The sequence below is a fragment of the Klebsiella sp. Q2 genome, assembly GCF_009900705.1.
Classification (GTDB): Bacteria; Pseudomonadota; Gammaproteobacteria; order Enterobacterales; family Enterobacteriaceae; genus Klebsiella; species Klebsiella quasipneumoniae.
Map to the genome: position 1 here is coordinate 112,504 of NZ_JAAABE010000007.1, position 22,130 is coordinate 134,633.

The window sequence follows — 22,130 nt, forward strand, 5'->3', positions numbered from 1 at the left end:
CTTATTTGGCCACGTTGAGTGGCCTTTTTTATGACGATCCGTTGCAAGCAACGTTAAAATTTTCGTTTATTTCGCCAGACGTTTTTTGCCGGCAAACAGCCAGCCCGCACCCAGCAGAACAAACCACAGCGGGGTGACCATCAGCGCTTCACGGGTATCATCTTCGAGGGTCAACAGCACCAGTACGAAGACGAAGAAGGCCATGCACACCCAGCACATTAATTTGCCCAGCGGCATCTTATACTTGGACTTCTCGTGCAGCTGCGGACGCTTTTTACGATAGACCAGGTAAGAGCAAAGGATAATCGTCCAGACGAACATGAACAGGATCGCCGACACCGTGGTGATCATGGTGAACGCGGCGATCACGCTCGGGTTGACCATCAGCATCACCACACCGCCCAGCAGGCACATGCAGGAGAAGGTTAAGCCCTTCGCCGGCACCGCACGCTTCGACAGTTTGGCGAACATCTTCGGCGCCTGACCATCCTGCGCCAGACCGAACAGCATACGGCTGGTGGAGAAGACGCCGCTGTTGGCTGAGGAGGCTGCGGAAGTCAGCACCACGAAGTTAATCAGGCTCGCCGCCGCCGGCAGACCGACCAGCACGAACAGCTCAACGAACGGGCTCTTGCTCGGCACCACGGAGCTCCACGGCGTCACCGACATAATCACAATCAATGCGAAGACGTAGAACATAATGATACGCAGCGGGATGGAGTTAATCGCCCGCGGCAGGGATTTTTCCGGGTCTTTGGTTTCAGCCGCAGTGGTACCGACCAGCTCAATCCCCACGAAGGCGAATACCGCAATCTGGAAGCCGGCGAAGAAGCCGCTCAGCCCTTTAGGGAACCAGCCGCCGTCATTCCACAGATGCGCGAAAGAGGCTTCGACGCCGGTCGGCGATTTAAAATGCATCATGACCATCACCAGGCCGACCACGATCAGCGCCACGATGGCGACGATTTTGATCATCGCGAACCAGAACTCCATTTCGCCAAACATTTTGACGGTGGCAAGGTTCAGGCCCAGCAGCAGCAGGATCACCGCCAGAGACGCGACCCAGTCGGAGAGTCCGGGAAACCAGAACTGCGCGTAGGCGGTGATCGCCACCACGTCCGCCATCCCCGTCACCACCCAGCAGAACCAATAGGTCCAGCCGGTAAAGTAGCCCGCCCAGGGGCCCAGCAGATCGGCCGCGAAGTCGCTGAAGGATTTATATTCGAGGTTCGACAGCAGTAATTCGCCCATGGCTCGCATAACGAAAAACAGCATAAAACCGATAATCATATAAACAAAAATAATGGATGGCCCGGCAAGGCTGATGGTTTTGCCAGAACCCATAAATAATCCAGTGCCGATCGCCCCGCCAATTGCAATCAGCTGAATATGTCGGTTTGTGAGATTTCGCCGTAGCGATTGTTCAGTCGGCTCCTGCTCGATAGCAGCGACTTTAACCTGATCTACCATGTGATTTCTTCCTGTTGTACCTGTCTGTGTTGTTCAGGCTCTGATGGCCTGTCGTCTGTCATTAACCCCAGCAAGGGCTAGTCGATATTAGGTAAGAATCGGAGGGATGAATACTATGATTTAGATATAATGTTAATTTTATGTTTAAAGTGAGTGTTATATCACTCATCTAACGCGAAATAGCTCACAAAAATACACCCATACGCGATGAATGCAAAACATAATTCCAATTAATTTTTAACTTAAGGATTTTACGCTATTTTTGTGGCTTCCCCCGCCGCTGGGGAAGAGGAAGCCTCTGCTGTTTAGATAATATCCAGCAGTTCAACTTCGAAGATCAGGGTGCTGAACGGAGGGATCGACGCGCCAGCGCCGCGCTCGCCGTAGGCCAGGTTGTGCGGGATGGTCAGTTCCCATTTGGAACCTACCGGCATCAGGGTCAGCGCTTCAATCCAGCCGCCGATTACGCCGGTCACCGGGAACTCTGCCGGTTCGCCGCGGGCGACGGAGCTGTCGAAGACGGTGCCGTCGATCAGTTTACCGGTGTAATGCACGCGTACGCGGTCGGTACGGGCCGGGATCGGGCCTTCGCCCTGGGTCAGCACGCGGAACTGCAGGCCGGACTCGGTGCTGTTCACACCCTCTTTCTCGCGGTTTTCATCAAGGTACTTCTGGCCGTCAGCGGCCATCGCCTGGAAACGCTCGCGACGCACGGCGTCGGCGCGCTCGTGGATTTCACGCAGCGCACGGTGGACGGCTTCTACCGGCACCTGCGGCTGGTTACCTTCCAGCGCATCGGCGATACCCGCCACCAACGCTTCCGGCAGCAGCCCCTGCAGGCCGGATTCGCTCAGCTGTTGTCCAACCTGCAAGCCGATACCGTAACTTGCCTGCGCTTCGATAGTGTCAAAAGTTGGGGTTGCCATCTTTGTTCCTTTTTTGGGTGATAAACATCAAGAGAAAAGCGTCCGGAAGCATAACAGCCATAGCGAAATGGGTAAAACTTTGTCGGCGGATGATGACAAATCTCAGCGAAAAAGAAACAATAGGCGGCATCAGGTTAACTTCACTTTGTTCCGGTCATCAGGACGTTAGCCATCTATACTCATATGCAGGATAAAAATATGCGGAGCAGGAGGAAAGCCATGCCCGGGCGCTTTGAACTGACATCTACCCTGGCGAAAATCTGGCACGCCCCGGATCATTTTCGCCTCCTGGACCCACTGCCCCCGATGCACCGCCGGGGAATTATCGCTGGCTTCCTGTTGGTTATCATCGGCATTCTGCTTCCCTCAGACGATAGCCAAAACCCGGCGTCCGCCAGCCGTGAAGCAAACCTGAATCTGCAGTCGCAGTCCCAGCCGCAAGCTGGCGGCAATCAGGCTGTTCCCCTGCCGCCGATCACCAATACGCCTACCGTGAGCGATGCCGACCAGATGGCACCGGTCGCCCCGGAGCCGATTCAGGATGAGCAACCGGACCAGGCGCAAACGCAGCAGCCCGCCGCCTCCCAGCCCTATCAATCCTCATCGCAGCAGTCCGCGCCGGGCATTGAGCAACAGTGGCGAACCTATCGCATCGAGTCAGGCAAAACCCTGGCCCAGCTGTTCCGCGATCATGGGCTGCCGGCCACCGACGTCTACGCCATGGCGCAGGTTGAAGGCGCTGGTAAACCATTAAGCACGTTGCAGAGCGGACAGACGGTGCAGATTCGGCAGAACGCCAACGGCGTGGTCACCGGGCTCACTATTGATACCGGCAATGGTCAGCAGGTGCTGTTTACCCGCCAGTCGAATGGCAGTTTTGTGCGTGCGCGCTAGCAGAGAAGACGACAGCGAGCGTTACGCCGCCGCAAAATGAAGGGCTCTGGAAAGCAAAACGCCGGCACAAGGCCGGCGGTTTGTTGTTACCAGAACGTCAGATGCCGATTACTCAGCAACCACGTTGATGATAACTTTAGCGAATACTTCGCTGTGAACCTGGAAGTCCACTTCGTGCTCGCCAACGTTACGCAGAACGCCGTTCGGCAGGCGAACTTCGCTCTTAGCAACTTTAACGCCTGCTGCAGTGACAGCGTCGGCGATGTCGCGAGTACCGATGGAACCGAACAGTTTACCTTCGTCGCCAGCTTTAGACGCGATGGTTACGGATTCCAGGGCGTTGATCTGCGCAGCACGAGCTTCAGCAGCTGCCAGAACGTCAGCCAGTTTGGCTTCCAGTTCAGCGCGACGCGCTTCGAAGAATTCAACGTTTTTCTTGGTAGCAGGAACAGCTTTACCCTGCGGGACCAGGAAGTTACGAGCATAGCCCGCTTTAACGTTAACCTGATCACCCAGGCTACCCAGGTTTGCTACTTTATCAAGCAGAATAACTTGCATTACCTTATCCTCTCAAAGTCGTATTAATGGACCGTGACCGATTACTGATGACGATCAGTGTACGGCAGCAGGGACAGGTAGCGAGCGCGTTTGATAGCGCGTGCCAGCTGACGCTGATATTTTGCACGGGTACCGGTGATACGGCTCGGGACAATCTTACCGCTTTCGGTGATGTAGTTTTTCAGCGTAGCGATATCTTTATAGTCGATCTCTTGAACGCCTTCCGCGGTGAAACGGCAGAACTTGCGACGACGGAAATAACGTGCCATATGGCTAGTCTCCAGAATCTATCAATTCAATCTGCTCGGCATGCAGAACCATTTTGCTCAAGCCGTTCTTTGCCTTATGGCAAGAGATGAACCCTCGAACGGTTACTGCGCTACCGACCGTTATACTGTGAGTAATGGCCTGGTTCTCGTGACCGCTAATAATAACGGGCATCTGACACCATGCCTGCCGGTGAAAACCGGCTTCCTCCTGCACTGAACGATGCTCAAGCACGAACTGGCAGTGAGGAATTCCTGACGGGCTGACCTTACGAAGTGGAGTCCTGCAAATAATGCCGGACAGCTCCAGACGGTTGGTCATCAGGATTACTCTTCAGAATCCCCAGCTTCAGAATCATCTGCGGTTTCGTTGGCGAAATCTTCGCGACGCTCACGGCGCTCGTCTTTCGCTTTAACCATCGGAGATGCTTCGGTAACAGCGTGCTTAGTACGCATTACCATGCTGCGGATAACGGCGTCGTTGAAGCGGAAGTTAGTTTCCAGCTCATCGATCGCTTCCTGCGGCGCTTCAACGTTCATCAGAACGTAGTGAGCTTTGTGCAGTTTGTTGATCGGATAAGCCAGCTGACGGCGGCCCCAGTCTTCCAGACGGTGGATCGTACCTGCTGCTGCAGTGATTGCACCAGTGTAACGTTCGATCATGCCCGGAACCTGTTCGCTCTGGTCAGGATGGACCATAAAAACGATTTCGTAATGACGCATCGAATTGCTCCTTACGGATTATTCAGCCTCCTGTCTGGGTCAGCCGCGGCCCATGGAGGCAAGGAACGTGTTAAAGGGCGGCTGAAAAATTGACGCGTCATTCTAATGGCGGCCCCCCAGGAACACAAGCGCATTTGCACAAATAATTCGCACTATGCGTCAAGTTGCGCTAAGTGGGTGATTTAAAATTAACCAGCAAAGGAAGCGGCATTTTTTTGAACAACTGCATCAGAAAAGGTCGCCATGCGACGAACGCGCAGCGATTACACTTATATCAAAGCCCAACGACCACAGGAGAGCCCCCGAGTCAGCGTCAGGACTGTCAGTCAGGAGCGTAGTATATGAAACTGAAAATCATCGCCATGATGGCTGCGCTTTTCTTCAGCGCCAACGCGCTGGCAGCTATCCAAATCACCGAACGACAGGCCCGCAACATGGACGACGTGCAGAGCCTCGGCGTTATCTATATCAATCATAATATGGCCACTGAGCACGAGGCTGAACAGGCCCTTAGCCAGCTGAGCGATGCGCAGGGGGCGAAATACTTCCAGCCCATCCTGATGCATGAACCAGAAACCAACGGCCCGCTTCGCGCCAGCGCGGTGATATACCGCTAACGCCGGGCCCATTCTTCGCCTCTCCTCGCGAGGGGCGAAGCGAAACCCTCACCTAAACGCAATTGAGAATTATTTTATAAATCGACTTATCAGCGTCATTGCAACCTGATTTAATCATCAGTCTGTTTTTTGATAATCAGGAGTAATGGATGGTTCCGCGTTTCGCCACCTTAGGCCGCATCCCCAAAGGCGTTTGGGTGCTCGGCGGCGTCAGCCTGCTGATGGATGTGTCGTCCGAGATGATCCACAGTCTCTTACCGCTGTTTATGGCCACCACCCTCGGCGCCAGCGTGATCATTATCGGTCTTATCGAGGGGCTGGCGGAAGCCACCGCCCTGATCCTGAAAGTCTTCTCCGGCGCGATCAGCGACTACGTCGGCAAGCGCAAAGGGCTGGCGCTGCTGGGCTACGGCCTGGGCGCGCTCAGCAAGCCGCTGTTTGCCATCGCCCCGACCGCCGGCGTGGTGTTTAGCGCCCGCATGATAGACCGCGTAGGCAAAGGCATTCGCGGCGCGCCGCGAGACGCGCTGGTCGCCGACGTCACCCCACCGGAGATCCGCGGCGCTGCCTACGGGCTGCGTCAGGCGCTGGATACCATTGGCGCCTTTCTCGGCCCGCTGCTGGCTGTGCTGCTGATGTTTCTCTGGGCCAACGATTTTCACGCCATATTCTGGGTGGCGGTTATTCCCGCCGTGCTCTCCATTCTCCTGCTGGGTTTTGGTCTGCAGGAGCCAAAATCCGCCATCGGTCATAAACGCAGTAATCCGCTGAAGCGCGAAAATCTGCAAAAGCTCTCCGCCGCCTACTGGTGGGTGGTCGCCATCGGTAGCATCTTCACCCTTGCCCGCTTCAGCGAAGCCTTTCTGGTGCTGCGCGCCCAGCAGATGGAGATCCCGCTGTTTACTATTCCGCTGGTGATGGTGGCGATGAACCTCGTCTACAGCGTTACGGCCTACCCGTTCGGCAAGCTCTCTGACAACATGAGCCACAGCAAACTGCTGCAGTGGGGACTGCTGGTGCTGATCCTCGCCGATATCGTGCTGGCCCTCAGCGGCCACTGGAGCACGCTGCTGGTCGGGGTCGCGCTATGGGGAATTCACATGGGGATGACCCAAGGGCTGTTGGCGGCGATGGTCGCCCATACGGCGCCGCCGGAGCTACGCGGCACGGCGTTCGGTATGTTCAACCTGATGAGCGGCCTGGCGCTGTTGCTGGCCAGTACCTGCGCCGGAGTGCTGTGGGAAACCTTCGGCGCCGCTTCGACGTTTTACGCTGGCGCGATAATTTGCGTGGTCACGCTCATCGGCATGCGCGCTATGCCCTCAGCTTATCGTCAGGGCTAAAAAACAGCTCCGGGGCCAGACCAGTTGTTTCACCGTGACGGTGAAAGCCCCGGAGCGCGTCGTTTACTTCTGCCCGTAGTAGGCGTTCGGCCCGTGTTTACGCAGAAAATGTTTTTCCATCAGCCAGCTATCAATCGGCTGCAGCTGCGGATTAATGCCGCGGGCAATCCACGCCATGCGCGCCACCTCTTCCATCACTACCGCGTTGTGCACCGCCTCGTGGGCGTCTTTCCCCCAGGAGAACGGCCCGTGCTGATAGACGACGATCCCCGGCGTATACAACGGGTTTGCCTCGCCCAGCGTTTCGATAATCACCTTCCCGGTGTTCAGCTCGTAGGCCTCATCCACCTCCTGCGCGCTAAGCGCCCGGGTGCAAGGGATATCGCCGAAGAAATAGTCCGCATGAGTGGTGCCGAGCGCCGGGATCGCCAGCCCCGCCTGCGCCCAGGCGGTAGCGTGCGTCGAATGGGTATGCACCACCCCGCCAAGGTCGGGATAACGGCGATAGAGCGCCAGATGGGTGGCGGTATCAGAGGAGGGACGCCAGCGCCCTTCCACCACGTGCCCCTGCAGATCAACCACCGACATGTCATCGACGGTCATTGACTCGTAGGCGATGCCGCTGGGCTTAATCACCACCAGCCCACGCTGCCGATCAATGGCGCTAACGTTACCCCAGGTAAAGGTCACCAGGCCGTAGCGCGGCAGATCCATATTGGCCTCGAACACCTGCTGTTTCAGCTGTTGCATTATGCCGCCTCCATCAGGCCCGCGCGGGCCATCCGCGCCTTCACCCAGTCACGCGCCTTCGCCACCTCCGCCAGCGGGTCAGCGCTGGTTTCGCTCCACATCTCAATCAGGTACGGTCCGCAGTAGCCGGTCTGCTTGAGCGTTTCGAAGCAGCGTTCAAAATCGACCACCCCTTCGCCGAACGGCACGTTTTTAAAGACGCCGGGCTTCGTGTCTTTGACGTGTACCGCCACGATATGCCCGCTCCCCGCCTTCAGCTCCATCTGGACGTCGTTATCCCACGCCGACAGATTGCCGATATCCGGGTAAAGCTGGAACCACGGATTATTCAGGTAATGGGCATAGCCCAGCGCTTTACTGATCGAGTTCATCAGCGGGTAGTCCATGATCTCCATCGCCAGGGTTACCTGGGCCCGGCTGGCCATCTCGACGCTCTGTTTCAGGCCGTCGCGAAAGCGGCGGCGCGTCTCATCGTTCGCCTGCTGGTAATAGACGTCGTAGCCTGCCAGCTGGATCACCCGAATCCCCACATCCTGCGCCAGCTGAATAGCTTTACGCATAATTTCCAGCCCCTGATGCCGCACCGCGTCGTCTTCACTACCCAGCGGAAAACGGCGATGGGCGCTAAGGCACATCGACGGCACCCGGACGCCGGTTTCAGCCACCGCCTTGACCAGCGCCAGACGCTGCTCCGGGCTCCAGTCCAGCCGCGCAAGGCGGGCGTCCGTTTCATCGAGAGACATCTCAACGAAATCAAAGCCCAGCGCTTTCGCCAGCTTTAGCCGCTCCAGCCAGCACTCCCCGGCGGGGAGCGCTTTTTCATAGATGCCGAGCGGAATTTGTTTCGCCAACATAGCCGCTCCTTAACCCCACAGCTGGGCGATAGAGCGTTTAAACTGGCGCGCCGCTTCCACCGGCGAAGCGGCATCGCGGATGCTGCGCCCGGCAATAAAGACGTGGATGGGGATGCCAGCGAACAGCGGCAGGTCCTCCAGCGCCAGGCCGCCGGTGACGGTCACTTTGAAGCCCATATCGGACAGACGCTTAATTGCGCTGATATCCGCCTCGCTCCACGCCACGCCCGCCGCCTGCGCGTCGCGGCTGCGGTGATAGACCACCTGCTGGATGCCCGCCTCGCGCCATGCCTGCGCCTGCTCCCAGGTCCAGAAGCCGGTTAGCTCGATCTGAACGTCGCCGTTGAACTCTTTGGCGACATCCAGCGCCCCTTTGGCGGTATTGATATCGGCGCAGCAGATCACCGTGACCCAGTCGGCGTTGGCTTCAAAGCACATCCGCGACAGAATCTTGCCGGCGTCGGCGATTTTGGCGTCCGCCAGCACAATTTTATGCGGGTACAGCGCTTTCAGATCGCGCACCGCACGCACCCCTTCCCCGACGCAAAGGATGGTGCCGACTTCAATGATATCCACCTCTTCGGCGATCAGGCGGGTGGTCTCGTAGGCGCTGGCCAGCGTTTGGTTGTCCAGTGCGACCTGTAACATAGGTAATGACATGATAGTGTTCCTTTTAAACAGCCGCCGCGGTGGCGTTTTTAATTAAATCCAGCACTTCCTGCTCGCTGCGGCAGGCGCGTAAACGGTCGAAATTGGCTTCATCATCAAACAGATTAACGATCTGCATAATCCCCACCTCCTGGTGAGTGGTGGCGTCAACCGCCGCCATGGTGATCAGAATGTCGACCGGGTCATTATCTTCGTGGTTGAAAATCAGCGGTTTTTTCAGGGTCACCAGCGCAAACCCGGTTTTCCTGACGCCCTCTTCCGGCCGCCCGTGCGGCATCGCCAGCCCGGGGGCGATCACAAAATAGGGGCCGTGCTCGGCCACGCCGTCGAGAATGGCCTGGTAATAGCGCGGTTCCACGACGTCGGCGGCCACCAGCAGATCGACGCCGATTTTTACCGCCTCCTGCCAGGTTTCCGCTTCCGCCTGCAGGCGGATGGAGTGGTTCTGCGCCAGCGATTCATGAAGTTTCATGGCCGCTCCTTATTTCACGTCCTGCGGGAAGTGAGCTTTAATCACCTCCAGCAGCTTGGGACCGAAATCCGCTGGCGAAAGCATGTTACGCACGCCCACCACATGTTTATTACCGGAGACGGTAATCTCCCCCGCGATATGGGTTGAAGCGATGATGATATCCGCGCCGTTCAGCTCGCTTTTGTATTCACCTACCGCGCAGCTGTTTACCGTGTGGTCGATGTTGGATTGCGTCAGGAACTGGTCCACCTTCATTTTCATGATCATGGAACTGCCTTGCCCGTTACCACACACAGCCAGAATACGTACGGTCATAATCAGAACTCCTTATTGGGCAGAGGCCTCTGCCAGTTGTTTTTCCGCGTCCTCCTCGGCGCGCAGCGCGCGGCCGGCGAAGAACATATAAGCCAGTGCAATCAGGATGATGACGGCCATAAACGCCAGCCCGACGGAGGCGAAGCCCTGCATCATCGGCGGCGCCAGAATCGACCAGTCCGCCATCCCCATCCAGGCGCTCATGCCGGTGAGTTTCACCGCCCATACGCAACCGAATATTTCAATCATGCCCATCACCAGGCAGATTTTGAGCGCCGCGCGCCAGCCGCCAAAGTGGTTGGCAAAAACGCCAATCGTCGCGTTGGAGAAGAACATAGGGATAAAACCAGGAATAATCAGAATCGGGGAGCCGACGCCGACCAGAATGCCGACGGCAATCAGCTGACCGATGGTGCCCCACATAAAGCCCCAGACCACCGCATTCGGCGCGAAGCTATAGATAGCGGCGCAGTCGATCGCCAGCACCGCCCCGGGGATCAGACGCTGCGAGATACCGTTGAAGGCTTCGGACAGCTCGGCGACGAACATCCGCACGCCCTGAGTGATGATGAAAATCGCCACCGCGAAGGAGAAACCGGTCTGCAGGATATAGACCGTCCAGTGGGTTTTACCCGCCATCGCCTGCACCACGTCAATGCCGAAAGAGAGCAGGATCGCACCGAAGAAGATAGTCATCACAATCGCGGTGGAAACGATGTTGTCGTGGAAGATGTTCAGCCAGCCGGGCAGCTTGAGGTCTTCGACGCTTTCCTCTTTTTTCCCCAGCCAGGGCGCCACTTTGTAGGCAATCCACGAGGCGAACTGCTGCTGGTGCCCGATAGAAAACCCGCAGCCGTCGGTGACCAGCTGAGTAGGCTTGTACATCATATTGGAGGTAATGCCCCAGTAGAGAGACACCAACACCGCGGTGCAGATGATGGTGGTCCACATGGAGTAGCCGAAAATAAAGAACGAGACCGCAATCAGCCCCGCCTGCTGAAACATGATATGGCCCGTCAGCATGATGGTGCGGATGCCGGTAATCCGGCGCAGCAGGACGTAACAGATATTCAGCGCCAGCGCCAGCAGCACCGCGTAGCCCACCCAGCTATAGGCCTCGCCCATCCGGTCGATGGTCGCCATCATCGAGGCATAGGTGTCAGAGATGGCGCCGTTAATGCCGTACACCTCTGACATTTTCGCCACCACCGGCTTAAAGGTGCTGGTGAGGATGCCGGAGCCGGCTTGTAACAGCATGAAACCGATAATGGTTTTGATGGTGCCTTTGATAATCACGCTGACGCTTTTACGCAGCAGGATATAGCCCAGGCAGGTCACGATACCCAACAGCAGCGGGGCATTAGTCATCACCTGATTAAAGAAAACGGTAAAGATGTTGTAGAGGATTGCCATAACACACTCCCGATGGTGAAGGCGCTGAACGCGCCTTACGCTCAGCATTTCTCGTTGCTCACTCTAATAATCAAAAATAATCACAACAAGATTAAATTTGATTAAATGTGACGCACACCGCAATAATCCTTTCCTTCACTCAGGTTATTTCCATTCATTTATAATGAAACATAAATAAACATTTTAAATCATATAGATAAAACAAAAACCAAGGCACGTAAGCTGTGAAAAAGACGGGAGATCATGCGTATCAGATCGCAAAAGGGATGGAAAACATGATTGCAATCCTGGAAGCACAGTGACAACATAAATCAAAACCAATCAAATAATGATTACTTTTGAAAATGCACGAGGAAGACCGCGATGAGTAAAGTACAGACCATCACCCGTGAATCATGGATCCTGAACACCTTTCCGGAATGGGGTAGCTGGCTGAATGAAGAGATTGAGCAGGAGCAGGTTGCGCCCGGCACCTTCGCCATGTGGTGGCTGGGCTGTACCGGCATCTGGTTGAAATCCGAAGGCGGCGCCAACGTCTGCGTCGATTTCTGGTGCGGCACCGGCAAGCAGAGCCACGGCAATCCACTGATGAAAACCGGCCATCAGATGCAGCGGATGGCAGGGGTGAAGAAGCTCCAGCCCAATCTGCGCACCACCCCGTTCGTGCTCGATCCATTCGCCATTCGCCAGATTGACGCGGTCCTCGCGACCCACGATCACAACGATCATATTGACGTCAACGTCGCCGCCGCCGTCATGCAGAACTGCCCGGCCGATGTGCCGTTTATCGGCCCGAAAACCTGCGTCGATATGTGGATCGGCTGGGGCGTGCCGAAAGCGCGCTGTATCGTCATGAAGCCCGGCGATGTCGTGAAGATTAAGGACATTGAGATCCACGCGCTCGACGCGTTCGACCGTACCGCGCTGATCACCCTCCCGGCGGATCAAAAAGCCGCCGGCGTGCTGCCGGACGGGATGGACCAGCGCGCGGTCAACTATCTGTTTAAAACACCGGGCGGCAACCTGTACCACAGCGGCGATTCCCACTACTCCAACTATTACGCGAAGCATGGCAACGAGCATCAGATTGACGTCGCCCTCGGCTCGTATGGCGAGAACCCGCGCGGGATCACCGACAAAATGACCAGCGCCGATATCCTGCGCATGGCAGAGTCGCTCAACGCGAAGGTGGTGATCCCGTTCCACCATGATATCTGGTCGAACTTTCAGGCCGATCCGCAGGAGATCCGCGTCCTGTGGGAGATGAAAAAAGATCGTCTGAAGTACGGCTTCAAGCCGTTTATCTGGCAGGTCGGCGGCAAATTTACCTGGCCGCTGGATAAAGACAATTTCGAATATCACTACCCGCGCGGCTTCGATGACTGCTTTACCATTGAGCCGGACCTGCCGTTCAAATCCTTCCTGTAAGCCGCCTCCGGCAGGCACTGCCTGCCGGAAATACCCCGCCGCAGGGTTAGTATTTTCACATGATTTCAAATATCATCTTTGCCGTTCACTTTTAATCGGATTCGCTCATGACGGAAGCGCAAAGGCACCAAATTCTGCTGGATCTGCTCGCCCAAACGGGGTTTGTTACCGTAGAGCAGGTGATGTCGCGGCTCGGGATCTCACCCGCAACGGCCCGACGTGATATCAACAAGCTGGATGAAAGCGGCAAACTGAAAAAGGTACGCAATGGCGCGGAAGCCATTAGCGAGCAGCGCCCCCGCTGGACGCCGATGAATATCCACCAGGCGCAGAATCTGGATGAAAAAGTGCGTATTGCGCGCGCCGCTTCGCAGCTGATCGCGCCGGGTGAGAGCATCGTCATCAACTGCGGCTCCACCGCCTTTCTGCTGGGGCGTGAACTGTGCGGCAAACCGGTGCAGATCATCACTAACTATCTGCCGCTGGCCAACTACCTGATCGACCAGGAACACGACAGCGTGATTATCATGGGCGGGCAGTACAACCGCAGCCACGCCATCACCCTCAGCCCCCACGGCAGTGAAAACAGCCTCTATGCCGGGCACTGGATGTTCACCAGCGGCAAAGGGTTAACCGCCGAGGGGTTATACAAAACAGATATGTTGACCGCCATGGCCGAGCAGAAAATGCTCAGCGTGGTCGGCAAGCTGGCGGTGCTGGTCGACAGCAGCAAGATCGGCGAGCGCGCCGGAATGCTATTCAGCCAGGCCGGGCAAATTGACGTGGTGATCACCGGCAAACAGGCCGATGCCGCGATCCTCAAGCAGCTTGAGGACCAGGGCGTCAGCGTGATCCGCGTTTAAAGATGCTGCTGAAAAAAGGCGACCGTCGTGGCCAGCGCCTCCGGGGTGATGCGATGGCGGACGCCTTTCTGCCAGACGCAGGTCAGCCTGGCTGCAAGGTCGCTCTGCCTGAGCGCTTGCTCAAGACGGAAGGTCTCTTCCGGCGGCACCACGTCGTCGGCATCGCCATGCCAGAGCAACAGCGGCCGCCGGGCGAGCGACGCCAGCTGATGGCTGACATCCCATTCGCTGAGGCTGTCGCCATCAAAGCCAGGCGAGGGAAACAGGGTTTGCGACAGCGAACGAAAATAGCCTGATCCCATCAGGCAGGCGACGCTGTTCAGCTCGGGATGGTGCGTCATGATACCCAGGGCCGTCATTCCCCCCATCGACGCCCCCGCCACCGCCAGTCGCTCTCCTTCCAGCCAGCCTTCGGCGATAATCGCCTCACGCAGCGCGGGAAACTCGCTGAAATTCTGCTGCAGGATCGGCCAGAAGCGCTGCATCCGCCCGGTCTCATCACCGTGATAGCGCGCGCCATGCTCCGGCGCGTCCGGCATAATCACCCGGAAACCCGCCTGGGCCAGCGCCACCGCAAAGTAGCTGTAAACCAGTTTCGACGAGGTAAAGCCATGATAAAAGACGATACAGGGCAGTGGTTTGTCCAGACTCTCCTGCGGGCAGGCATGCAAAATTTCGCCACCGCCGAGGTTGCGCATTTCTAGTGCAATCATTTATCGTCTCCCTTCTCTATTGTGGTTAGGCGGCATGGGAAAATGCATTCACCAGGCAACCCAGTTTGCTACGATTCATAATGTTGAGAACCCGGTTACGCTTTCACAACATTTTCATTCGAAAATCGCGTCAGAGATAACAGTTCGGGAACATTCCCCGGAAATCCTGTTAAGGCTACCACTACACTATCACTATCAGGAAACGAGATATGGTTATGCGCAGGTTGTCTCCGTGGTTACTGGCTATCGTCCTCAGCGGGTGTAGTGCTCTGCAGGGAACGCCGGAAGCCCCGCCGCCCGCCACCGACCATCCGCAGGAGATCCAGCGCAACCAGACGGCTGGCCTGCAGAAAATGGCCACGGTGAGCGTACTGATGTACGGTTCGCCGATGGATGTCGAAGCGGCGCTGAAGGCCAAAGCAGAAGCGGCCAAAGCCGATTACTACGTCATCATCATGATCGATGACACCATGGTACCCGGCCAGTGGTATTCGCAGGCGATCCTCTATCGTCGATGACGAGGCGGTGTCTTTAAATCTGCTTTACATAGCTTTGCGTCCATTCACGTTCTCCTGTGCATAATAACGTTCGGCCAGCCACCTGGCAGGACGTTAGCAACGGACTGCCCTTGGGACTACGTGAAATGGAGCTGACGATGAAACGATCTTTTACCCTATCCAGCCTGCTGTTAACCACTGCGACGGCCAACACGTCCGCGCAGTCAGCCGAATTCGCCAGCGCGGATTGCGTTACCGGCCTGAATGAAATCGGTCTGATCTCCGTCGCTAATCTTTCCGGCAGCCAACAGGATGTGGAGCACGCCATTGCCCGCAAAGCGGACGAGCAAGGCGCCTCCTGGTATCGCATTATTCAGATGTACGAGGAGCAACAGCCGGACAGCTGGCGCGTGCAGGCCATTCTCTACGCCTGAGGCGCCTGGCGCCCCCGCCCCATGGCCCGCAGCAGCAGGTCGTCGAGGGTCGGCGCGTCAAGACGTATGCCGCCGCGCGTGTCGAGCATCATCCGGCACCAGGCTTCGGCCAGCGGCGGCGAAGCGAAACGCAGCATCTGCGCCCCCGCCCCCAGACGATAGACCAGCCGGGCAATCTCTCTGCCCTGCTCTTCGGCGGGTCGTTTCAGCAATTGCTGCAGCTGACGCCATGCGCGGTCGAGATGGCGGTTCTGTCCTTTCACCTCCGCACACTCCGCGGCCAGCAGCTCCATCGCCGCCGGCTGCTTGCTCAGTACCCGCATCACATCGAGGCACATAATATTGCCGGAGCCTTCCCAGATGCTATTGACCGGCATCTCGCGATACAACCGCGGCAACTCACTCTCCTCGCAATAGCCGATCCCTCCCAGGACTTCCATCGCCTCAGCGACAAACGGGATACCGGCCTTGCAGATGGCAAACTTGGCCGCAGGCGTAAACAGACGCGCCCAGGCACTTTCCCGGGCATCATCCCGACGGTCCCAGGCTCGCGCCAGACGAAACAGAAACGCGGTCTGTCCTTCAAGACGGAGCGCCATTTGCCCCAGCAGCTGGCGCATCATCGGCTGATCGACCAGATTTTTACCGAACGCCTGACGCTGTAGCGCATGATACAGCGCTACGGAGAAGGCCCGGCGCATCAGGGCATGGCTGCTCAGCGCGCAGTCAAAGCGGGTGAGACCGCCCATCCTGAGGATCTGCCGCACGCCATCGCCTTCGTCACCCACCAGCCAGCCGCAGGCGTCATAAAACTCCACTTCGCTACTGGCGTTGGAGCGGTTGCCGAGCTTTTCTTTTAAGCGCTCCAGACGCACCCCGTTGCGCTGCCCGTCGGGCAGCAGGCGCGGCACAAAGAAGCACGACAGACCCGCAGGCGCCTGGGCCAGCACCAGGTGCGCATCGCTCTGCGGCACCGAGAAAAACCATTTGTGTCCCACCAGCCGGTAAAACCCTTCCGCTGTTTTCTCCGCGCGGGTGGTATTGCTCAGCACATCGGAACCCCCTTGCTTCTCGGTCATCCCCATGCCAATCAGCAGACCGCGCTTCTGGTCGCCCGGCGCGAGGTGGGGATCGTAACGGTCGCTCAGCAGCGGCGACAGCCAGTCGCCAAAAGGCGCGGGCAGGGCGCGCTGCAGCAGGGGCGTCGCGGCGAAAGTCATGGTAATCGGGCACAGCGTTCCGGCCTCTACCTGGGCGTGAAGCAGAAAGCGAGCGGCGCGCGCGACAAACGCGCCTTCACGGGCATCCTCCTGCCAGGCGAGATTATGCACCCGGTTCGCGCACAGCCCCTGCATCAGCAGGTGCCAGGCGGGGTGGAAGCGAACGTCGTCCAGTCGGGCGCCGGTGGCGTCATAGCGCAGCAGCTCCGGCGGGTTGCTGTTGGCCAGGCGTCCCAGCTCCAGCGATTCTGCGGTCCCCAGCTGCTGGCCAATGCTGGCGAGCAGATCGCCATCCCAGCCGGCGCCTTCGCGGACCACCGCTTCACGTAGGGCGGTATCGGACAGGAACAGATTGCTGTTATTCAGCGGGGTCGGTTGATTAAAAACGGTGTGGGTTTGCCAGTGCATCGTGTCTCCCTCCATCAATGGCGATAAGCCTAAGTATGGTTATCCGGGGGGATACTCGCCCGCGAGAGCGGTCACAAAAAAGCCATCCCGAAGGATGGCTTTTCAGTTTCGTCAGCGGGTCAGCTTAGCTGCGCTGGCGTACCGCCTCAAACAGGCAGATGCCGGTGGCCACCGAGACGTTCAGCGAGGAGACGCTGCCCGCCATCGGAATGCTGATCAGCTCATCGCAGTGCTCGCGGGTCAGGCGGCGCATGCCTTCGCCTTCCGCGCCCATCACCAGCGCCATCGGCCCGGTCATTTTGCTCTGGAACAGCGTATGGTCGGCTTCACCTGCGGTTCCAACGATCCAGACGTTCTCCTCCTGCAACAGACGCATGGTGCGCGCCAGGTTGGTGACTCGGATCAGCGGGACGTTCTCCGCCGCGCCGCAGGCCACTTTCTTCGCCGTCGCATTCAGCTGCGCGGAACGATCTTTTGGCACAATCACCGCGTGCACGCCGGCAGCATCGGCGCTGCGCAGGCAGGCGCCGAGGTTATGCGGATCGGTCACACCGTCAAGGATCAACAGGAACGGCTGATCGAGCTGCGCCAGCAGATCCGGCAGATCGTTCTCCTGATACTGACGCCCCGGCTTCACGCGGGCAATGATCCCCTGGTGTACCGCGCCTTCGCTCTTCTCATCGAGAAACTGGCGGTTGGCCAGCTGAATCACCACGCCCTGCGCTTCCAGAGCGTGGATCAGCGGCAGCAGGCGCTTATCCTCACGGCCTTTCAGAATATAAACTTCCTGAAAACGCTCAGGTGCGCGCTCCAGCAGTGCCTGCACCGCATGGATGCCGTAAATCATTTCACTCATTGATGTACTCGTTTTAGGTTCTGTTATCCGCCCTTCACCCCGTCCTGCGTCAGCAGACTTCAGGATGAAGGGTGGTCAATCACTCGGCGCTCTTCTTCTTTGCCGCGCGCTTGGCTTTGGTGGCGGCGGCGATTTTCTGCGTTTTCGCCGACGGTTTTTTCGCTTTCTTCTCGCCTTTCGGCTTCGCTTTCGCCTGGTCTTTTTCTTTGCGGAACGCGCTGTCTGGCTCGAAGTTCACCTGCTTACCGACCTGACGACGACGGCCGCCCGGTTTGCCGGAGGTGCTCTTTTTCGCTTTCTCACGGGCGGTTTTGCCGACATTACGCGGCGCGCGCTCGCTGGAGATTAGGGTAAAGTCGATTTTACGCTCGTCCATGTTGACCGCTTCCACACGGACTTCCACGCGGTCGCCCAGGCGATAAGTCTGCCCGCCGGACTCGCCGATCAGACGCTGCCCCACCTGGTCGAAACGATAGTAGTCGTTATCCAGAGAGGAAACATGCACCAGGCCGTCGATAAACAGATCGTTGAGACGGACGAAGAAGCCAAAGCCGGTCACGCTGGCGATAACCCCGGAGAAGATGTTGCCTACCTGATCCTGCATGAAGTCGCACTTCAGCCAGTCGGAGACTTCGCGCGTCGCTTCATCAGCGCGGCGTTCGGTCATCGAGCAGTGCTCGCCCAGCTGCAGCATCTCTTCCATGCTGTAGTGCCAGCCGCCGGTCTCCGTGCTGTTGCCTTTATGCCCCTGCTCTTTGGCCAGCAGATATTTGATGGCGCGGTGCAGCGACAGATCCGGGTAACGACGGATCGGCGAGGTGAAGTGGGCATAGGACTGCAGCGCGAGGCCAAAGTGGCCGCGGTTTTCCGGATCGTAGACCGCCTGCTTCATCGACCGCAGGAGCATCGTCTGAAGCATCTCCGCATCCGGGCGATCGGCGATGGAGGTCAGCAGTTCGGCGTAATCGCGCGGCTCCGGCTTGTTGCCGCCAGGCAGTTCCAGCCCCAGCTCCGCCAGCACGCTGCGGAACGCGGTAATCGCCTCGGTGCTCGGCTTATCGTGAATACGGAACAGCGCCGGCTCCTGCGCCTTCTCAACGAAGCGCGCGGCGGAGATGTTCGCCAGGATCATGCACTCTTCAATCAGCTTGTGCGCATCGTTCCGCTGGGTCTGTTCGATACGCTCGATACGGCGCTCGGCGTTGAAGATGAATTTAGCTTCTTCACTTTCAAATGAGATACCGCCGCGCTCTTCGCGGGCGCCATCCAGCACCTTGTAGAGGTTATGCAGTTCTTCAATATGCTTCACCAGCGGCGCGTAGTGCTCGCGCAGCTCCTGGTCGCCCTGCAGTATATGCCACACCTTGGTATAGGTCAGGCGAGCATGTGAACTCATCACCGCTTCATAGAATTTATAACCGGTCAGACGGCCTTTTGACGAAATCGTCATCTCGCATACCATGCACAGGCGATCGACCTGCGGGTTCAGCGAGCACAGACCGTTAGACAACACTTCCGGCAGCATCGGTACCACCTGCGACGGGAAGTAGACCGAGGTTCCACGGCTGCGCGCTTCCGCGTCCAGCGGCGTCCCCGGACGCACGTAGTAGCTGACGTCGGCAATGGCTACCCACAGGCGCCAGCCGCCGCCGCGTTTCTTCTCGCAGTACACCGCGTCATCGAAGTCGCGGGCATCTTCACCGTCAATAGTGACCAGCGGCAGGGAGCGCAGATCGACGCGCCCGGCTTTCGCCTCTTCCGGCACCTGCTCTTTCAGGCCGGAAACCTGATTTTCCACCGCCGGCGGCCAAACGTACGGAATTTCATGGGTGCGCAGCGCCATATCGACAGCCATGCCGGTACCCATGTTGTCGCCCAGCACTTCGACGATTTTCCCCACGGCTTTGGTGCGGCGGGTCGGGCGCTGGGTCAGCTCGACCACCACCACGTAGCCCATCCGCGCGCCCATAATCTCTTCCGGCGGGATCAGGATATCGAAGCTGAGGCGACTGTCGTCCGGGACAACGAAACCGACGCCAGCGTCGGTAAAGTAGCGGCCAACAATCTGGCTGGTTTTCGGCACCAGGACGCGGACGATGCGCGCTTCGCGGCGGCCCTTGCGGTCCGCGCCCAGCGGTTGGGCCAGCACCTGGTCGCCATGAATACAGGTTTTCATCTGCTCTGACGACAGGTACAGATCGTCTTTGCGCCCTTCAACACGCAGGAAACCATAGCCATCACGGTGACCAATAACGGTTCCTTTGAGGAGATCAAGGCGCTCCGGCAGCGCATAGCACTGACGGCGGGTGAAGACCAGCTGACCGTCGCGTTCCATCGCGCGCAGGCGGCGGCGCAGCGCTTCGGTTTGCTCTTCGCCCTCGATATTTAACTCGATGGCCAGCTCATCGCGGCTGGCGGGCTTTTCCCGTTTGGTTAAATGTTCGAGGATAAATTCCCGGCTCGGGATTGGGTTCGCGTACTTCTCAGCTTCGCGTTCCTGGAATGGATCTTGTGACATATCGGTTCCTCCGTTGTCATCTCCGGCAGAGTGGCGTCACTCCACCAGCAATAATTTATAAAGCGGTTGATTCTTCTCAACCAAATCAGCCAGCGTATAGTTATCCAGTTCCTTGAGAAAACTCTGCGCGGCTTCAGCTAGTGCCTGTTTCAGACGACAGGCTGGTGTAATGTGGCAAAACTCGCTGCTGCAGTTGACCAGCGATAAGGGTTCCAGGTCGCGTACCACGTCACCGACGCGGATCTGTCCAGCTGGTTTGCCGAGGCGAATGCCCCCGTTCTTCCCCCGCACGGCAGTCACATAGCCCATGCGACTTAACTGATTGATTATTTTAACCATATGATTACGGGAGACGCCATAGACCTCGGTTACTTCCGAGATACTGGTCATCCGTCCTTCCGGCAGCGACGCCATATAAATCAGCGCCCGTAGTCCGTAATCGGTGAAACTCGTTAACTGCACATAAACCTCAGGGAAAAGAAAACAGGGTATGTCGAGCGACATCATTATTATTGATGATAAACCAGCCAGCGCTCAGGCCGCTAATTTATTTAAAATGGGGCGGGCGAACAGCAAAAACAAGGGCGCCTGAACGGCGCCCCTTGCGAGTGATTATGCGTCGAACGGGTCGCGCAGAATCATGGTCTCGGAACGGTCTGGACCAGTAGAGATGATATCAACCGGTACGCCGGTCAGCTCTTCAATACGCTGGATGTAGTTCAGCGCTGCCTGCGGCAGGCCGCTGCGCTCTTTCACGCCGAAGGTGGTTTCAGACCAGCCCGGCATGGTTTCGTAGATAGGCTCGATACCTTCCCAGTTGTCGGCTGCCAGCGGAGTGGTGGTCACTTCGCGGCCATCCGGCATACGGTAGCCGACGCAGATTTTCACTTCTTTCAGGCCGTCGAGGACGTCCAGTTTAGTCAGGCAGAAGCCGGACAGGGAGTTAATCTGCACCGCGCGACGAACCGCGACAGCGTCCAGCCAGCCGGTACGACGACGACGACCGGTGGTGGCGCCGAATTCGTTACCCTGCTTGCAGAGGAACTCGCCGGTCTCATCAAACAGCTCGGTCGGGAACGGACCCGCGCCGACGCGAGTCGAGTAAGCTTTGATGATACCCAGAACGTAATCCACATAACGCGGGCCCAGGCCGGAGCCGGTCGCCACGCCACCCGCGGTGGTATTGGAAGAGGTTACGTACGGATAGGTACCGTGGTCGATATCCAGCAGCGTGCCCTGTGCGCCTTCGAACATTACGAAGTCGCCACGTTTACGCGCCTGATCCAGCAGGTCGGAAACGTCTACCACCATGCCGGTCAGGATGTCGGCAATCGCCATCACATCGTCCAGCACTTTCTGGTAGTCAACCGCTTCTGCTTTGTAGAAATTCACCAGCTGGAAGTTGTGATATTCCATCACTTCTTTCAGTTTATCGGCGAAGGTTGCTTTATCGAACAGATCGCCAACGCGCAGACCGCGACGAGCGACTTTATCTTCGTAAGCCGGGCCGATGCCGCGACCGGTGGTGCCGATCGCCTTCGCGCCGCGCGCTTTTTCACGCGCCACGTCCAGCGCCACGTGATAGTCAAGGATAAGCGGGCAGGCTTCAGAGAGCAGCAGACGCTCGCGAACCGGGATACCACGGTCTTCCAGGCCCTTCATCTCTTTCATCAGCGCAGCCGGAGACAGCACGACGCCGTTACCGATGATGCTGGTGACGTTTTCACGCAGAATGCCTGATGGAATAAGATGGAGAACGGTTTTTTCACCGTTGATTACGAGAGTATGGCCGGCGTTGTGACCACCCTGGTAGCGCACAACATATTTAGCCCGTTCTGTCAGGAGATCGACGATCTTCCCTTTACCTTCGTCACCCCATTGGGTGCCCAGTACGACGACGTTGTTACCCATTTTTCAAAATCA

25 protein-coding genes are annotated in these 22,130 nt (G+C 57.7%); 7 read left to right on the forward strand and 18 right to left on the reverse strand.

All coding sequences use genetic code 11. The features are described 5' to 3' along the window. Positions 1-66 precede the first annotated feature (66 nt). A complete protein-coding gene (gene cycA / locus GT756_RS22770) occupies positions 67-1,470 on the reverse strand; it encodes a D-serine/D-alanine/glycine transporter (RefSeq protein ID WP_004206470.1) in 1,404 nt (467 codons plus the stop codon). 305 nt (positions 1,471-1,775) lie between these two features. After that, complete coding sequence (fklB, locus tag GT756_RS22775) at positions 1,776-2,396, reverse strand: FKBP-type peptidyl-prolyl cis-trans isomerase (RefSeq protein ID WP_002886687.1); 621 nt, start codon at positions 2,394-2,396, stop codon at positions 1,776-1,778. A gap of 219 nt (positions 2,397-2,615) precedes the next feature. Between fklB and GT756_RS22780 the strand changes: the two genes are divergently transcribed. Beyond that, positions 2,616-3,290 carry a LysM-like peptidoglycan-binding domain-containing protein gene (locus GT756_RS22780; protein ID WP_004206465.1) on the forward strand — a complete coding sequence of 225 codons (675 nt, stop codon included), beginning with the start codon at positions 2,616-2,618 and terminating at the stop codon, positions 3,288-3,290. 108 nt (positions 3,291-3,398) lie between these two features. On the opposite strand, the gene rplI is transcribed toward GT756_RS22780, so the two are convergent. From rplI to rpsF, 4 genes are read right to left on the reverse strand one after another with little or no spacing between them, the layout of a single operon-like run. Continuing rightward, entirely contained in the window at positions 3,399-3,848 is a 450-nt protein-coding gene (gene rplI / locus GT756_RS22785) for a 50S ribosomal protein L9 (RefSeq protein WP_004206464.1), read from the reverse strand. 41 nt (positions 3,849-3,889) lie between these two features. Further along, on the reverse strand, positions 3,890-4,117 hold the full coding sequence (rpsR, locus tag GT756_RS22790; protein ID WP_000135199.1) for a 30S ribosomal protein S18: 228 nt from the start codon (positions 4,115-4,117) through the stop codon (positions 3,890-3,892). A gap of 4 nt (positions 4,118-4,121) precedes the next feature. Further along, positions 4,122-4,436 (reverse strand): primosomal replication protein N, encoded by a 315-nt coding sequence (priB, locus tag GT756_RS22795; RefSeq protein ID WP_002885722.1) that lies wholly within the window; start codon positions 4,434-4,436, stop codon positions 4,122-4,124. A gap of 5 nt (positions 4,437-4,441) precedes the next feature. Further along, on the reverse strand, positions 4,442-4,837 hold the full coding sequence (gene rpsF / locus GT756_RS22800; protein WP_002885691.1) for a 30S ribosomal protein S6: 396 nt from the start codon (positions 4,835-4,837) through the stop codon (positions 4,442-4,444). Between the two features lie 341 nt (positions 4,838-5,178). On the opposite strand from rpsF, the gene GT756_RS22805 reads away from it, so the two are divergent. Continuing rightward, positions 5,179-5,454, forward strand: a complete 276-nt coding sequence (locus GT756_RS22805) for a DUF1471 domain-containing protein (protein WP_004206463.1) — start codon at positions 5,179-5,181, stop codon at positions 5,452-5,454. A 149-nt stretch (positions 5,455-5,603) separates the two neighbouring features. Beyond that, positions 5,604-6,797 (forward strand): MFS transporter, encoded by a 1,194-nt coding sequence (locus tag GT756_RS22810; RefSeq protein ID WP_160125088.1) that lies wholly within the window; start codon positions 5,604-5,606, stop codon positions 6,795-6,797. 63 nt (positions 6,798-6,860) lie between these two features. On the opposite strand, the gene GT756_RS22815 is transcribed toward GT756_RS22810, so the two are convergent. Genes GT756_RS22815 through ulaA form a run of 6 tightly spaced genes read right to left on the reverse strand, consistent with a single transcriptional unit; the run spans position 6,861 to position 11,270 of the window. Further along, entirely contained in the window at positions 6,861-7,547 is a 687-nt protein-coding gene (locus tag GT756_RS22815) for an L-ribulose-5-phosphate 4-epimerase (RefSeq protein ID WP_160125089.1), read from the reverse strand. After that, on the reverse strand, positions 7,547-8,401 hold the full coding sequence (locus GT756_RS22820; RefSeq protein WP_108433167.1) for an L-ribulose-5-phosphate 3-epimerase: 855 nt from the start codon (positions 8,399-8,401) through the stop codon (positions 7,547-7,549). Before GT756_RS22820 ends, GT756_RS22815 begins: the two co-directional genes overlap by 1 nt. A gap of 9 nt (positions 8,402-8,410) precedes the next feature. Continuing rightward, complete coding sequence (gene ulaD / locus GT756_RS22825) at positions 8,411-9,061, reverse strand: 3-keto-L-gulonate-6-phosphate decarboxylase UlaD (RefSeq protein ID WP_008807179.1); 651 nt, start codon at positions 9,059-9,061, stop codon at positions 8,411-8,413. A 13-nt stretch (positions 9,062-9,074) separates the two neighbouring features. Continuing rightward, positions 9,075-9,542: a PTS ascorbate transporter subunit IIA gene (gene ulaC, locus GT756_RS22830; protein WP_023319570.1), complete on the reverse strand. Its 468-nt coding sequence runs from the start codon at positions 9,540-9,542 to the stop codon at positions 9,075-9,077. A gap of 9 nt (positions 9,543-9,551) precedes the next feature. Beyond that, positions 9,552-9,857 (reverse strand): PTS ascorbate transporter subunit IIB, encoded by a 306-nt coding sequence (gene ulaB, locus GT756_RS22835; RefSeq protein WP_002885682.1) that lies wholly within the window; start codon positions 9,855-9,857, stop codon positions 9,552-9,554. 12 nt (positions 9,858-9,869) lie between these two features. Beyond that, entirely contained in the window at positions 9,870-11,270 is a 1,401-nt protein-coding gene (gene ulaA / locus GT756_RS22840; RefSeq protein ID WP_023319569.1) for a PTS ascorbate transporter subunit IIC, read from the reverse strand. 363 nt (positions 11,271-11,633) lie between these two features. Here ulaA and ulaG point away from each other — a divergent pair, with 363 nt between their 5' ends. Continuing rightward, positions 11,634-12,698, forward strand: a complete 1,065-nt coding sequence (gene ulaG, locus GT756_RS22845; RefSeq protein WP_048294047.1) for an L-ascorbate 6-phosphate lactonase — start codon at positions 11,634-11,636, stop codon at positions 12,696-12,698. A 107-nt stretch (positions 12,699-12,805) separates the two neighbouring features. Continuing rightward, positions 12,806-13,561, forward strand: coding sequence for an HTH-type transcriptional regulator UlaR (ulaR, locus tag GT756_RS22850; RefSeq protein ID WP_004206453.1), 756 nt, complete (start codon positions 12,806-12,808; stop codon positions 13,559-13,561). Here the strand turns inward: ulaR and yjfP are convergent. Continuing rightward, complete coding sequence (gene yjfP, locus GT756_RS22855) at positions 13,558-14,274, reverse strand: esterase (protein WP_004206452.1); 717 nt, start codon at positions 14,272-14,274, stop codon at positions 13,558-13,560. The two genes, ulaR and yjfP, sit on opposite strands and share 4 nt — an antisense overlap. A gap of 209 nt (positions 14,275-14,483) precedes the next feature. Between yjfP and bsmA the strand changes: the two genes are divergently transcribed. Continuing rightward, positions 14,484-14,792, forward strand: a complete 309-nt coding sequence (gene bsmA / locus GT756_RS22860) for a biofilm peroxide resistance protein BsmA (RefSeq protein WP_004206451.1) — start codon at positions 14,484-14,486, stop codon at positions 14,790-14,792. 137 nt (positions 14,793-14,929) lie between these two features. After that, positions 14,930-15,205: a DUF1471 family protease activator YjfN gene (gene yjfN / locus GT756_RS22865; RefSeq protein WP_004206450.1), complete on the forward strand. Its 276-nt coding sequence runs from the start codon at positions 14,930-14,932 to the stop codon at positions 15,203-15,205. Here the strand turns inward: yjfN and GT756_RS22870 are convergent. The 5 genes from GT756_RS22870 to GT756_RS22890 all read right to left on the reverse strand — a co-directional run bounded on the left by GT756_RS22870 (position 15,196) and on the right by GT756_RS22890 (position 22,118). Further along, a complete protein-coding gene (locus GT756_RS22870; protein WP_126065784.1) occupies positions 15,196-16,833 on the reverse strand; it encodes an isovaleryl-CoA dehydrogenase in 1,638 nt (545 codons plus the stop codon). The two genes, yjfN and GT756_RS22870, sit on opposite strands and share 10 nt — an antisense overlap. A gap of 124 nt (positions 16,834-16,957) precedes the next feature. Further along, positions 16,958-17,689 (reverse strand): 23S rRNA (guanosine(2251)-2'-O)-methyltransferase RlmB, encoded by a 732-nt coding sequence (gene rlmB / locus GT756_RS22875; protein ID WP_002885669.1) that lies wholly within the window; start codon positions 17,687-17,689, stop codon positions 16,958-16,960. Between the two features lie 79 nt (positions 17,690-17,768). Continuing rightward, positions 17,769-20,207 (reverse strand): ribonuclease R, encoded by a 2,439-nt coding sequence (gene rnr, locus GT756_RS22880; RefSeq protein WP_004206447.1) that lies wholly within the window; start codon positions 20,205-20,207, stop codon positions 17,769-17,771. Between the two features lie 36 nt (positions 20,208-20,243). Next, complete coding sequence (gene nsrR, locus GT756_RS22885; RefSeq protein ID WP_002885667.1) at positions 20,244-20,669, reverse strand: nitric oxide-sensing transcriptional repressor NsrR; 426 nt, start codon at positions 20,667-20,669, stop codon at positions 20,244-20,246. 150 nt (positions 20,670-20,819) lie between these two features. Further along, on the reverse strand, positions 20,820-22,118 hold the full coding sequence (locus tag GT756_RS22890) for an adenylosuccinate synthase (protein WP_004206445.1): 1,299 nt from the start codon (positions 22,116-22,118) through the stop codon (positions 20,820-20,822). Positions 22,119-22,130 lie beyond the last annotated feature (12 nt).

Bases quoted from the DNA above. Each gene is read 5' to 3' on its own strand.
- ulaA (WP_023319569.1), bottom strand. From the start codon at position 11,270: ATGGCAATCCTCTACAACATCTTTACCGTTTTCTTTAATCAGGTGATG.
- GT756_RS22890 (WP_004206445.1), bottom strand. From the start codon at position 22,118: ATGGGTAACAACGTCGTCGTACTGGGCACCCAATGGGGTGACGAAGGT.
- GT756_RS22810 (WP_160125088.1), top strand. From the start codon at position 5,604: ATGGTTCCGCGTTTCGCCACCTTAGGCCGCATCCCCAAAGGCGTTTGG.
- rpsF (WP_002885691.1), bottom strand. From the start codon at position 4,837: ATGCGTCATTACGAAATCGTTTTTATGGTCCATCCTGACCAGAGCGAA.
- fklB (WP_002886687.1), bottom strand. From the start codon at position 2,396: ATGGCAACCCCAACTTTTGACACTATCGAAGCGCAGGCAAGTTACGGT.
- rlmB (WP_002885669.1), bottom strand. From the start codon at position 17,689: ATGAGTGAAATGATTTACGGCATCCATGCGGTGCAGGCACTGCTGGAG.
- GT756_RS22805 (WP_004206463.1), top strand. From the start codon at position 5,179: ATGAAACTGAAAATCATCGCCATGATGGCTGCGCTTTTCTTCAGCGCC.
- yjfP (WP_004206452.1), bottom strand. From the start codon at position 14,274: ATGATTGCACTAGAAATGCGCAACCTCGGCGGTGGCGAAATTTTGCAT.
- ulaD (WP_008807179.1), bottom strand. From the start codon at position 9,061: ATGTCATTACCTATGTTACAGGTCGCACTGGACAACCAAACGCTGGCC.
- ulaC (WP_023319570.1), bottom strand. From the start codon at position 9,542: ATGAAACTTCATGAATCGCTGGCGCAGAACCACTCCATCCGCCTGCAG.
- ulaG (WP_048294047.1), top strand. From the start codon at position 11,634: ATGAGTAAAGTACAGACCATCACCCGTGAATCATGGATCCTGAACACC.
- cycA (WP_004206470.1), bottom strand. From the start codon at position 1,470: ATGGTAGATCAGGTTAAAGTCGCTGCTATCGAGCAGGAGCCGACTGAA.
- rplI (WP_004206464.1), bottom strand. From the start codon at position 3,848: ATGCAAGTTATTCTGCTTGATAAAGTAGCAAACCTGGGTAGCCTGGGT.
- GT756_RS22870 (WP_126065784.1), bottom strand. From the start codon at position 16,833: ATGCACTGGCAAACCCACACCGTTTTTAATCAACCGACCCCGCTGAAT.
- rnr (WP_004206447.1), bottom strand. From the start codon at position 20,207: ATGTCACAAGATCCATTCCAGGAACGCGAAGCTGAGAAGTACGCGAAC.
- rpsR (WP_000135199.1), bottom strand. From the start codon at position 4,117: ATGGCACGTTATTTCCGTCGTCGCAAGTTCTGCCGTTTCACCGCGGAA.
- bsmA (WP_004206451.1), top strand. From the start codon at position 14,484: ATGGTTATGCGCAGGTTGTCTCCGTGGTTACTGGCTATCGTCCTCAGC.
- GT756_RS22780 (WP_004206465.1), top strand. From the start codon at position 2,616: ATGCCCGGGCGCTTTGAACTGACATCTACCCTGGCGAAAATCTGGCAC.
- ulaB (WP_002885682.1), bottom strand. From the start codon at position 9,857: ATGACCGTACGTATTCTGGCTGTGTGTGGTAACGGGCAAGGCAGTTCC.
- priB (WP_002885722.1), bottom strand. From the start codon at position 4,436: ATGACCAACCGTCTGGAGCTGTCCGGCATTATTTGCAGGACTCCACTT.
- GT756_RS22820 (WP_108433167.1), bottom strand. From the start codon at position 8,401: ATGTTGGCGAAACAAATTCCGCTCGGCATCTATGAAAAAGCGCTCCCC.
- ulaR (WP_004206453.1), top strand. From the start codon at position 12,806: ATGACGGAAGCGCAAAGGCACCAAATTCTGCTGGATCTGCTCGCCCAA.
- yjfN (WP_004206450.1), top strand. From the start codon at position 14,930: ATGAAACGATCTTTTACCCTATCCAGCCTGCTGTTAACCACTGCGACG.
- GT756_RS22815 (WP_160125089.1), bottom strand. From the start codon at position 7,547: ATGCAACAGCTGAAACAGCAGGTGTTCGAGGCCAATATGGATCTGCCG.